General features: G+C 67.5%; 4 protein-coding genes. 1 reads left to right on the top strand and 3 read right to left on the bottom strand.

The genetic code is table 11. The annotated features are described in order from the left end of the window. Positions 1-3: 3 nt before the first annotated feature. The 3 genes from EV147_RS25335 to EV147_RS25325 form a co-directional block, all read right to left on the bottom strand. The gene (locus tag EV147_RS25335) at positions 4-5,559 is read right to left on the bottom strand and encodes a two-partner secretion domain-containing protein (RefSeq protein ID WP_130393988.1); all 5,556 of its coding nucleotides are present in this window, start codon (positions 5,557-5,559) and stop codon (positions 4-6) included. A gap of 32 nt (positions 5,560-5,591) precedes the next feature. Continuing rightward, positions 5,592-7,397 carry a ShlB/FhaC/HecB family hemolysin secretion/activation protein gene (locus EV147_RS25330; protein WP_130393987.1) on the bottom strand — a complete coding sequence of 602 codons (1,806 nt, stop codon included), beginning with the start codon at positions 7,395-7,397 and terminating at the stop codon, positions 5,592-5,594. A 226-nt stretch (positions 7,398-7,623) separates the two neighbouring features. Then, positions 7,624-9,279, bottom strand: coding sequence for a hypothetical protein (locus tag EV147_RS25325; protein ID WP_130393986.1), 1,656 nt, complete (start codon positions 9,277-9,279; stop codon positions 7,624-7,626). Between the two features lie 449 nt (positions 9,280-9,728). Here EV147_RS25325 and fdnG point away from each other — a divergent pair, with 449 nt between their 5' ends. After that, on the top strand, positions 9,729-12,797 hold the full coding sequence (gene fdnG / locus EV147_RS25315) for a formate dehydrogenase-N subunit alpha (protein ID WP_157994730.1): 3,069 nt from the start codon (positions 9,729-9,731) through the stop codon (positions 12,795-12,797). Positions 12,798-12,805: the final 8 nt, after the last annotated feature.

The raw sequence follows: 12,805 nt of genomic DNA, 5'->3' as shown, positions 1-12,805 counted from the left end.
TGGTCAGCGCCGAGGCGCCCAGTTCCTTGACGGTGCCAAGCGCGCGGGCACGGCGCTGCCGTCCTTGTGCACCGCGTCGAGGTTCTTGTGGGTGTCGAACGGCGTGCCCACCAATGCCACCGACAGGCCGCTCGACCTGCGGCTGGCGCTGGCATCTTGCGCGATACGATCCACGCCCTCGGCGACCATCACGTTCTTCGCCTGGATATCGATGTTGCCCGCCGCTGGATCGGCTTCGGCGGCATGGCGCCCAGCCACGAGATCGCTGCCGATGATCGCCGCGTCCTTGCCGGCCACGATCACCACGTTGCCGTTGCTGGCGCCGACCATGCTGCGCGCGTCGCTCTGGGTGACGGCCAGCGTATGGCTCGCGCTGCTGGCGCGGCTGCTGCCAACGCCCACGCCGATGCCGCCCTGCCCGGCGAAGCCGGAAACGCCCGAGGTCTTGCGCGATTGCGACTGGCTTTCCTCGCGGATGTTCTGTCCGGCCGTGACGAGTACGTTGCCCTCGGTGGCACGCAGGGTCACGCCGGTGGTGCCGGCAATCTGGCTCTGGCGCACCAGCAGGTCGTTGCCGGCCTGGATCTTGACGGAATCGGCGGACAGCGTGCTTCCCACGCCGAGGTCGGCGCGGCTGCTCGTGCTGGCATTCTTCGACGTGCGGCGCACGAAGCTGCCGCTGCGCGAGCTGACATCGAGGCTGCTGTCGTGCAACTCGCGCGCTTCGGCCACGGTGACGTTGCGGTCACCCACTACCGTCAGGGCGCCTTCGCCCTTGCCATCGGCGCCGGCCGTGACCGTCGCACCGATCAGTTCGACGTTGCCCTTGCCGTCCGTGCGCTTGACGCCGCCGCCGTTGTCGCCGGCCTTCACGGCCGCCAGCGTGGCGTTACCGCCCGCCGAAATCGATACACCCACCGTGGCCTGGTCGCGGCTGTGTTCTTCGCGCTGGTGCTTGCGGCTGCGGCCGACGCTGTCGTGCGTGCGCTCGTCGGTCACGGCCTGGGCGACAAAGTCGCCGCCGGCGATCATCGTCAGGTCCGCCCCAGCCTGCACCTGGGCGCCGCGCAGCGTGGTATCGCCGCCGCTGCTGGTGGCCAGGCTGCCGCCCGTGCGGAGGGTCGAGACGGCGTGCCGGACCTCGCTGTCGGCGCTGTTCTGCCTCGGGCTCTCATAGACCGACTGCGCCGTCCGGCCGGCCAGCGCGTCGAGCGTCAACTGTCCGCCGGCCACCACCGTGCCGTCGCCGCCGGCTGCCAGCGTGGCGGCCGCCAGCCTGACATCGCGCCCGGCGGAGACCAGCAGGTCCCCGGTCGAGGTGATGCCAGCCTGCCTGCCGAACAGGCTCGCCGACGCCTGGGCATTGCCCGCCGCGTGCGTCACGCCTTGCTGGTCGAACAGCGTCTCGTTGCGAATGTCGCGGCCGGCCACGAGCCCGAGCTGGTCGGCCCGGATCTGGCCTGACTCGTTGACGATGTCGCGACCCGCCGTGATCGCCGCCACGCCCGCGCTGCGCAGCGTGCCGCCACGGTTGTGCAGGTCCTGCGCGGCGCCGATCGACAGCCGGCTGCCGGCGTCGATCACGCCACTGTTGCGCATCGATCCCGACTCGCGCAGTTCGATATCCTCGGCGGCGATCAATGCCCCGTTGGGCTTCAGGTCCGCGGCGTTGGCCTGCGCCAGGTAGACACGCGGGACCATGACGCTCTGCTTGCCGCCATCGGGCAGCGTGACCGTCTCGGAGACCAGCCAGACAATGTCGGTGGTCAGCGCCGACATCTGCGCGGCGGTCAGCGCCATGCCGGGCAGGATGTTGAACTGCTGGGCTACCTGGACGCCCGCCGCCATCAATGCCGTGTACTGGTCCTCGGCATTGTCATGGCCGGCCAGGTACACGCGGCCGCTCAGTTCGGTAATCTGGTCGCGGATCAGCTTCTGCTCGTAGAAGCCGTCGCCAAGGCGCTTCTGCGTCAGCGACGGATCGATGCCGAGCAGACCCAGCATGTAGTCCGACGACAGGAAGTTACCGTAGCTGGCGAAACGCGGGTCCGACTCGATCAGGTACGTGGCGTCGGGGTCGCTGCGATAGTGGAACAGCCCGTTCGACGGCAGCGTCAACGGGGTATTGGCCAGCGACGCCCTGCCGCCCGTGGCCCCGCCATCGATGCCCGGCAGGCCGGTGCTGCCCGTGCCGGCCAGCGGGTCCAGCTTGCCGACGTCCTCGTTGCGGATGCCGCCGCCGTATATCGTCAGCCTGTTTCCGGCGGTGATCGTGCCGCCGATCGAGCCGACTTCCTTCGGCGTTTCGATGATGCTCGGCTGCACCACCGGCCCCACGTCCTTGTCGATCTCCTTGTTCCAGGCGTAGGTCGAGACAATGTCGTGGCGCGTGCGTTCGAACAGCGTGCGGCCCGTGTTGACGACCTTGGTGGAGCCAAACTGGCCGGAGGCGACATCGCCCGACTGTTCCACGTCGCCGATCAGCATGTCGCCGCCCGAGGCGATCTGGCTGTAGGCGTTCGTCAGCGTGCCGACGTTGGCCAGTATCATGCCCCCGCCGCTGATCAGGTTGGCGCCGCGCTGGTCGGGATTGGCGTCGCGCTCCGTAGTGGTGGTGGTCGTCGTGTCCCGGGCGATCTCCACCCGCTGCCAGTTCTTGCGCGCGTCGTTGCGCGTGGCGTACTCGCTGGCCGGGTCGTAGTGGATGTCGCGGTCGTAGCCGTCCCAGTAGTTCACGGCCAGCACGCCATCGGTGTCCGTCAGCGTGTTGTAGTCGATCCGGGTCGCCACGCCGTTGATGTTGACGACCAGCCGCTTCTTGCCGGTATCGTGCGAGACAATCTGCGCCGCGTCGAACGTGCCGTCGACAGGCGTCTTGTAGGGCCCGGCCCAGACCGCCCAAGTACATCCCATCTGCGGGTAGGCGTTGGACGTGGCGCAATGCACGTACTTTTCGCGCTTCCGCTCGTGCTTCGTCTCGGTGGTGGTGTCGCGCTCCACCACGGGCGCGGGGCGCTGATTGACCAGTTCCTGCGCGGCGATTTCCACCACGCCATAGCTGCTGCCGCCCTCGATGGTGCTGCTGTCGTTGACCACTCGCGCCGCGCGGTGCTTCAGCAGGCCCCGCTCGTCGCGCTCGCCATCGGCGGCGATGTTGATATCGCCGAGGCTGTAGACCGTGGCGCCGTTGGTGTTGCTGACCAGCGCGCTGCCGTACAGGTTCAGCACGCCGGTAGCCGCCATCACGGCATGGGGGCCATCGTTGCCGATGCGCTCCGCCTGGCTGGTCAGCACGTCGGCGAGCATGGTGCCGCTGTTCGCGAGCGTGGCGCTGGCGGTGGTCAGCGTATCGCCCTCGATCCGGCCAGCGTTGCTCAGGGCCCCCAACGTGGTCAGCGTGGTGGTGCCGGCGTGGATGACGGCGCCGGCCTGATTGTCGATGCGTGCGGCGTCGAGCTGCAAACCCCGTACCGCTTCCAGCCGCGCCTGGTTCGTGAACGCCCCGTGCGCCTTGATTGCCAGGTCACGCTCGGCCCTCAGCACGTTGCCGGCGGCATTGACATAGGCGCCGCCAAGGGTCAGTGCGAGGTCACGGCCGGCATGGATCGTGCCGGGGCCCGTGAGCCGGCCGGTTTCGAGCGCGATATCGGCGTCCGCGAGGACTTTGCCGCCCGCGTTGCTCAGGCTGCCTGCACGCAGCACCGCACTGGTGCCGGCCGCCAGGCTGCCGCCATCGTTACTGACGGCCGCGTCCTGCGCGTCAAGCGCCAGGCCGGTGCCGGCGTAGGTCTTGCCGCCGGCATTGTCGAAGGACTCGCCTGCCGCGATGGCGAGCGCACCGCCCGAAACCAGTTGTCCCCCGGCAGTGTTGGCAATCCGATCCGCCCGGATGCTGGCATCGCCATTGCCGCCCAGCATGGCCTCGCCCGTGTTGTCGATCGTCGCGGCCGCCACCTGCGTGCTGCCCGTGCCGGTGTTGATGATCCGGCCGTTGGCATTGGCGAGTTTGCCGCCGGCTTCCACGTCCAGCGAGCCGGTTGCCTCCAGCGTGCCGCCCGAGTTGTCGATGTCGCCTGATGCTTTCGCGTCGATCGTGGCCGCCGCAACCTGGGCGCCGCGCGTGTCGATCGATCCGCGCGCTCCGGCCTCCAGCCTGCCCGCTGCGTACACGCGCGCGCCGGCCAACCCAACGCCGCCGTTGCGCGCCGTCACGGCGATATCGGCCCCGGCCTGGGTCCGGCTGCCGCCGAGCTGGATGCGGGCCGCATCGATCTCCACGCGTTGGCCGGCGAGGTTGTCGCCAGTCGCCGTGGCGACGCCCCCCGCCTTCAGGCGCAGGCTGCCGGACTGGCTGGCCCTGCCGTTGGCGTCGATGCCGGCCGCGAGCGTGCCCGTCGAGTGCAGCGTCTGCCCAGTCAGGGCGAGATCGCCGCCCGCAATCAAGGTGCCAGTGTTATCGACCGAGGCGTCACTGGCCAGCGTCATCGCGTCGCCAGCGGCCGTCGAGCCCCGGTTATCGATACCCTGCGCGCCGCGCACCGCGAGCGCGCCGGTGGCCGAAGTGGTTCCGCCAAGCACCACGCGCCCGGCGCTGTCGATCGAGAAGTCCCCCGCCTGGGCTGCCAGTGTGCCCGCGTTGCGCACGCCGACGCCCGCCTCGGTGCCCACCAGCCGGATACGGTTGGCGTACATGCCGCCGAGGCTGGCCACGTCGATGCCCACGGTGGGCCGCTCCCCCTCTCCTTCGATCACCTGCACGCCAAGGCCCGGGTAGTCCACGCGGTTCGCTCCGGAGACCACATTGGCGCGGTCGGCCCAGAGCTTGCCATTCAGCGTGACCGAGCGCGCCACGAGGTCCACCTGCTCCAGGCCCGAGCCGTTGAAGCCTGCCCCTTCCACCTGGATGCCGCCGCGGGTGACCCGGAAGGCGGCCAGGCTGCCATCGCCGCCGAAGACCGGTGCGCCCGTGGTCAGTGTGGCCCGATTGGCGTTGATGAAGCCCCCGCCGTTCACTGAGATGCCGTTGCCGTTCGAGATCACCACATCGGCACGCTGGCCCGCCACTTCCACGAAACCGTTGAGCCGGGATGGACTGCCGCCAGTTACCTCGTTCAGGATGATCCGGGCCGGGCCGCTCGTGCCAAGGTTGGCGTTGCCGGGCACATGGCCGCCGAGTTGGGTCTGGCTGATCGCGGCGCCGTTGTTGAGGATCGCGCCCCGGCCATCGACCGAGAACTGCTGGTACTGGTTGTGCGACACCCCGGCGCCCGAAGGCCGGTTGATGTTGACCAGCGGCACGCCGTTCGGTGCCGTGGTCACGCCCGGCCCCCGCCCGGCGGGGTCGGCCACGATCTGGGCCGCCGCCCCGTGCACCACGCCGAGCAGCAGCAGTGCGCTCCAGGCGATGGCACGCAGCGTCGCGAGCACGGGCGAGGCCGGCGCGGCACGCGCTCCAGACTGGCCGCCGGCGGACTTGCCGCGCGATGCCGCGCACTCGGCAACAGCCACGAGCATGCCGCGCGTCTTGTTGAAAACCAGGCGATAGCGATTGTTGTTCATGATCGACGATTCAGGCGCGCTGCGGGCCGCGTTCAGTACTGATGGGAGACAGAGAAGCCGCCGGTTGGCTTGCGGGTCGGGAAGGTGTCGGGCTGGTAGAGCGGCCAGCCGAGAAAGGCGTCGAAGTACAGGCCCCGGAACGGGCTGCCGCGCAGGCCCACGGCGGTGCCGGCCAGCGTGCGGCCAGCCAGCCATGCAGCGCTGGGACCGCCCACGGTGCCCGCGTCGAGCGCCAGGTAGGCGGTGTAGCCGCTGCCGCCGAGCGGCACTTCGAGGTCGTTGCGCCAGTAGGCACCGCGCTCGGCGGCCAGCGTCAGGTCACCGTCGAAGCCGCGCACGGTCCAGCGGTTGCCGATCGACAGGAACTCGCTGGAGAACGTGGCTTGCCCGGTGTACTGGCCATGAACCGTGGTGACGTAGCGCAGCGGCAGACGGCGCGAATCGCCCGCGGGCAGGCTGAGCGGCACGGCCAGCGTGGCATCGAGCACCGCCACGCGATAGAGGAACCTGTTGCGCAGGCCTGGCGCGTCGGGTTCCAGCGTGCGGACCTGCGTCTGGCCGCCAAACCACGGCACGCCAAAGCGGTAGGCCAGTTGCAGATCGAGCTGGGCCGGGCCCAATTGCCGCCGATGCAGCCACGCCAGCTCGGCGAACGTGGTGTTGCGCTGCTGGTTCAGGATCTCGGTATCGGCGATGAACGCGTGGCTCCACCGCCGGCCCAGCCGGAACTGCAGCGTGTTCTTCTGGAACTGGTCGCGCTGCAGCAGGTACTGGGCCTTCAGCTCGGCGGATCTGGAATCGCCGCTCGACTCGAACGTCTCGTTATTGCCGGCGATGCGCTGGAAGTACTGGTAGGTGGAGGCGCTGGCGCCGAAGGTCCAGTCGCCCCAGGGCACCGTGTAGCTGGCATTGGCGCCCCACGTGCCGCGACCGCCCTGGCCGGTGTTGGCATCGTGGCTGCCGCCGACGTTGAACAGGTCGTTCAGCCCCAGAAGATTGTCGATGCCCACCGAGGCGTTGGCTTGCAGCTTGCCGGTGCCCGGGCTGCCGCTGTCGTCGAGTCCGGCCACCAGCTTCCACGGCTTCTGCCGTCTCACCGTGATCACGACATCGGATTCGCCGGGCAGCTCGGCGGGCACGATCTGCATTTCCACGTCCTGGCTCGGCACGCGTTTCATCTGTTCGAGACCTTGTTCGAGGTCGCGGATGTCGAGCAGGTCGCCCGGGCGCGCCGGGAAGGCCGTGCGCCACGTGCCACGCGTAGCCGCGTCGGCGAAGCGGATCTGCCGGATCACGCCGGGTATCAGCGTGAGGCGCAGCGTGCCGGAAGCCAGGTCCTGTGCCGGTACGGCCACCCGCGTGGTGGTGTAGCCACGCCCGAGGATCTGGGCGCCGAGCCGGCGGACGATGGTGTTGATGCCGTCGCGGCCGATGCACTGGCCCGCGAAGCGGTCGAGGTAGTCCTGTGCGAAGCGGAAGGGGTCCATCGGCAAGGTGCTGGCGCCGAGGCGGTGGGTCTCCGGTGGCATCTGCGCCGGAACTTCGAGCACCAGCGTGGCGATGTCGAAGCACGGCGACTCCACCGGCAGGTCTGCCGAGAACGCGTCGGATGGGCGGGCTTCGCCTTCCAGCGCCACGGTGGGCGCCTGCAGCTGCCGGGCACGTTCGCTGGCGTCCTCGACGCTGCGCTCGCGCTGCAGTTGCTGGCTCTGCTCGCGCTGCGTGCGGCGCACCGCGTCCGCGACATCGGGCGGCACCTGCGCCAGCGCCAGGCCGCCCCACCACACGCCCGCCGCCGGAATGGCGCGGCTCAACCGATAAGCCAGGCTTCGACCCATGCTGCGATTTCTTATGCCAAATAGGAACTGGCCGGCCCTCGCGCCGGCAGATGTCACGCGGCGCGGAAGTGCGTGGCGTGCAGGCTCCGGACACTAGCAGCGGGCTGTCCTGGCAAAAATCGCCGAACTACGAAAATTGCAACGTGGGAACAAAAAAGAAAAAGGTCCGCACGGAGGCGGACCTTTTCGGGTGATGCAGTGGCGGCGGGTGCCGCCGGGCAGGGCTTTACTGGGCTGCGGTCGGGCGCAGGACCGAGACGTCGAAGAAACGCGAGGCGGCGTCGAGGCTGATCAGAACGCCAACACCTGTGTTGCCGAGGGTCAACGAAATGCCTTCGCGGGCCGTCGCGTCGTTCGTCCGAGCGCGATAGCGCAGGCCGGGGGCCGGGCTGTTCTGCATCCAGGTGTCGATACGGCCGTCGCTGACGCGCTTGCGCGTGTAGACGCCGGTCGAGGGCTCGGCAGTCATGATCTCCGTGCTTTCGGCCGAGGAGGTCGGGCTGCCGACCGGGAAGTACGTCGTGTCCCAGTAGCTGCTCTTGCTGCCCGCCACCGGAAGCGCGCGCGTCACCTGCTTCGAAGCGATCAGCACGCCGTTCTCATGGGTGATCACCGCCGTGTACAGGCCGTCCGTACCCCTGAAGACCAGCACCTTGGCGGTACCGCCTTCATCGGTCAGGACGAAGGAGCCATCGGTGGCGGCGGTCAGCGTGGGCAGCTCGTTGGCGGCCCAGGGCTGGCACGAATTCACGCCCGTGCAGTCGGCACCCGCCGAGAACTTGCCATCGGCGCCAACCTTGAACGTGATGCGCGACGGGATGTAAGGCTGGGTGTTGTCGTCGCGTTCGAAGCCGAGCGCGTTCCAGTCGCCAGCCAGTTCAGCCAGGGCGATCTGCTGGGCCGGGATCATGAAGCCCGGCACCTGCTCCATGCCGCTGCCGTTCACCAGCGCCAGGCCGGAGCTGGAGACCTGGAAGTCGATCGGGTTGCTGCTGCTATCGGACGTGAAGCGGCAGTTCTGGCCCTGGGTCGGAACGAACGTCATCAGGGACGAGGCATTGCCCGACTCGTCGGTGGCCGTAAAAGCCAGCGTAGCGGCGTCGAACTGCGCCGGCGCCACGCCGCCGTTGCCCACGGCCCAGTACTTGCCGGTCCGCAGGCCGGCGCAGGTGGCGGAGGCCGGCTGGAGCGCCGTCTTGATGGCGGCGGTGCCGGCGTTGCTGGCCACGGCCTGCGAGAGATCGGACACGCTGGTCTTCGACTTTTCCAGGATGTCGGCCAGCTGATCGAGCAGCTTGTCCAGCGCGTTACCGGCATTGTTACCGTTGGCGGCGACCAGCGTGCCCTTGATAGCGTCCGTCGAGCTCAGGTCGACCAGCCCGGCCAGCATCTGGGTCACGGTACCGTTCGCGGCAGTCAGGTTCGCAGTGGTCAGGCGGCCTTGCGCCGTGGCGTCGAATTGCGCGAAGAATGCGTTCGTGTCGCCCTGGGCCAGTGCCGCCGTGATCAGTTCGGTCAGCGGCGTGATGTTTGCCACGACCGTGGTGTCCGTGCCGGCTTCCACCACCGAGTGCAGCACCGTCTTGTCCGGCGCCGTCACGCTCAGCACGCAGGGGCGCTTGACGTTGGGAATATTGATCGTGAAGGTGCCATCGGCGGCTGTGGTTGCCGTACCGCTGCCCGACGCGCACTTGGCCTGCACCTGGGCGTTGCCGATGGCGGCGCCCACTGCCGCCGTGCCCGAGATTTTCGTGGTCTGCACGGTGCCACCCGTGCCGCCAGTGCCACCCGTACCGCCAGTGGCCGACCCACCATCCCCACCACCGCCGCAAGCGGTCAGCACGGCCGCCATCAGGCCCGTCAAAATAAGCTTCGATTTCATCCCGGTTTGTCTCTTCTAAGGTTGGATTTTCGTGGCGCGCGCCGGAGTAGCCGACCCCTGGCTCCCGTGTTTGATATAGGCGCGCGCAATCTGCCATGGCGTGACACGTCAATGGCAGTCGGCGTGGAGTGTCACGCAGGCGATGTGAGTCGGATAACCCCCCTCGGGGGCATTGACAGATGACCGTTTTGTCATCTTTTTGTGACAAAGCCGGTACACGATCGCGACACCTTCCAGATGTTAGCGATCACTTTCTTGAAGAAGCCGCATCGACGCGACGTTCAGCTGTAGAACGCCCGTCCAAAACACTCGGCTCCACCTGCTCGCCGCGCTGCACATAGCGAAAACGCCACTATTGCCTATACTCCTCTGACTGTCCCCCACACCAGGCAGAACGTCGCAAGAATCCCCATTGACCGGACCATGATCCGGTACAAGGAGGTGTCCCCATGGTTACGATGAACCGCCGACAGTTCCTGAAGTTTTCAGGCGCGTCGCTGGCGGGCTCCAGCCTGGCGCTGATCGGGTTCGCGCCCGATGTGGCGCTGGCCGAGGTACGTGCCTACAAGCTGGCGCGCACCACGGAAACCCGCAATACCTGCCCCTACTGCTCGGTGGCGTGTGGCGTGCTGATGTACAGCCTTGGCGACAAGGCCAAGAACGCCAAGGCCAGCATCATCCATATCGAGGGCGACCCCGACCACCCGGTGAACCGCGGCACGCTCTGCCCCAAGGGCGCGGGGCTGATCGACTTCATCCACAGCCCCAACCGGCTGCAGTACCCCGAGTACCGCGCGCCGGGTTCGGACAAGTGGCAGCGCATCACCTGGGAAGACGCCATCGACCGCATCGCCAGGCTGATGAAGGCCGACCGCGACGCCAACTTCGTCGAAAAGAACGACAAGGGCCAGACGGTCAACCGCTGGCTGACCACGGGCATGCTGGCGGCGTCGGCCAGCAGCAATGAAACCGGATATATCACGCACAAGACGATCCGCAGTCTTGGCATGCTGGGGTTCGACAACCAGGCACGTGTCTGACATGGCCCGACGGTGGCAGGTCTTGCCCCGACGTTTGGCCGTGGAGCGATGACGAACCATTGGGTCGACATCAAGAACGCGGACGTGATCCTGATCATGGGCGGCAATGCGGCCGAGGCCCACCCGTGCGGTTTCAAATGGGTGACCGAGGCAAAAGCGCACAATAAAGCACGTCTGATCGTGGTGGACCCGCGCTTCACGCGCTCGGCCTCGGTGGCAGACCTCTACGTGCAGATCCGCACCGGCACCGACGTGGTGTTCCTGGGCGGCGTGATCCGCTGGCTGCTCGAACAGGACAAGATCCAGCACACCTACGTGAAGAACTACACGGACTTCACGTTCATCGTGCGCGAGGATTTCAAGTTCGAGAACGGGCTGTTCTCGGGCTACGACCCGGAACGCCGCTACTACGACAAGGCGAGCTGGGACTACGAGATCGGCGACGACGGCTACGTGAAGGCCGACGCCACGCTGCAGCACCCGCGTTGCGTCTACAACCTCATGAAGCAGCACTATGCGCGGTACACGCCCGAGATGGTGGAGCGCGTCTGCGGCACCCCGCAGGACAAATTCCTGAAGGTCTGCGAGATGATGGCCAGCACGGCCACCGCCGACCGCGCCATGACGATGATGTACGCGCTGGGCTGGACACAGCACTCGATCGGCTCGCAGATGATCCGCACCGGCGCCATGGTGCAGTTGCTGCTGGGCAACATCGGCGTATCGGGCGGCGGCATGAACGCGCTGCGCGGGCACTCCAATATCCAGGGGCTGACCGATATCGGGCTGATGTCGAACCTGTTGCCCGGCTACCTGACGCTGCCCGGCGAGAGCGAGCAGGACTACCGCAAGTACATCGAGGCGCGCGCCTTCAAGCCGCTGCGGCCCAACCAGCTCAGCTACTGGCAGAACGTCGAGAAGTTCCACGTCAGCCTGATGAAGGCGTGGTGGGGCGAAGCGGCCACGGTGGAGAACAACTGGGCGTTCGACTACCTGCCCAAGCTGGACAAGCCGTACGACCTGCTGCAGGTCTTCGAGCTGATGCACGCCGGGCGCATGACCGGCTACATCGCGCAGGGCTTCAACCCGCTGGCGGCCGCGCCGAACAAGGCCAAGCTGATGGCGGGGCTGAGCAAGCTGAAGTTCCTGGTGGTGATGGACCCGCTGGCCACCGAGACCTCGGAGTTCTGGCGCAACGCGGGCGAGTCGAACGACGTGGACCCGAAGACCATCCAGACCGAGGTCTTCCGGCTGCCCACCACCTGCTTTGCCGAGGAGAACGGCTCGCTGGTCAATTCGTCGCGCTGGCTGCAATGGCACTGGCAGGGCGCCGATCCGCCCGCCGAGGCGCGCTCGGACATCGAGATCATGGCCGAGCTGTTCCTGAAGATCCGCCAGATGTACGTGAAGGACGGCGGCAAGTATCCGGATCCGATCGTCAACCTGTGGTGGCCTTATGCGCTGCCAGCGTCCCCGACGCCTGAGGAATTGGCGAAAGAACTATCCGGCCGCGCGCTGACGGACCTGGTCGACCCCAAGGACGCCACCAAGGTGGTGCGCAAGGCCGGCGAGCAACTGAACAGCTTTGGCGAACTGCAGGCGGATGGCAGCACCATCAGCGGCTGCTGGGTCTACTGTGGATCGTGGACGCAGGCCGGCAACCAGATGGCCAAGCGCGACAACAGCGACCCGACCAACATCGGCCAGACGCTGAACTGGGCGTGGTCGTGGCCGGCCAACCGGCGCGTGCTCTACAACCGGGCCTCGTGCGACCCCGAAGGCAAGCCGTTCAACCCGGCGCGCAAGCTGATCGCCTGGAACGGCAAGAGCTGGACCGGCTTCGACACGCCCGACTTCAAGCTCGACGAGGACCCGGCCAAGGGCATGGGCCCGTTCATCATGCAGGCCGAGGGCGTAGGCCGCTTCTTCGCGCGGCAGAACCTGGTGGAGGGGCCGTTCCCCGAGCACTACGAGCCGTTCGAGAACCCGCTCGGCTACAACCTGCTCAACAACAAGTCGCCGCAGGCGGTCAGCAACCCCGCGGCGCGCGTGTTCAAGAACGACTGGGCGCAGTTCGGCAAGGCCGACGCCTATCCGGTGATCGCCACCACCTACCGGCTGACCGAGCACTTCCACTACTGGACCAAGCACGCGCGCATCAACGCGATCCTGCAGCCGGAACAGTTCGTGGAAATTGGCGAGGAGCTGGCCAGGCAGGTGGGGGTGAAGGGCGGAGATCGCGTGCGCGTGACCTCCACGCGCGGCTACATCAAGGCCGTGGCGCTGGTCACCAAGCGGATCAAGCCATTCAGGATCGACGGGAAGGTGGTGCACATGGTGGGCATTCCGCTGCACTGGGGCTTCACCGGCATCGCCAAGCCAGGGTTCCTGGCCAACACACTGACGCCATACGTGGGCGACGGCAATACGCAGACGCCGGAGTTCAAGTCGTTCATGGTGAAGGTGGAACGGGCATAGGGAGCGGA

Source organism: Cupriavidus agavae, from assembly GCF_004217045.1.
GTDB lineage: Bacteria > Pseudomonadota > Gammaproteobacteria > Burkholderiales > Burkholderiaceae > Cupriavidus > Cupriavidus agavae.
Note: the sequence above shows the minus strand (reverse complement) of the source record. Positions and strands in the feature narration are given on the sequence as shown.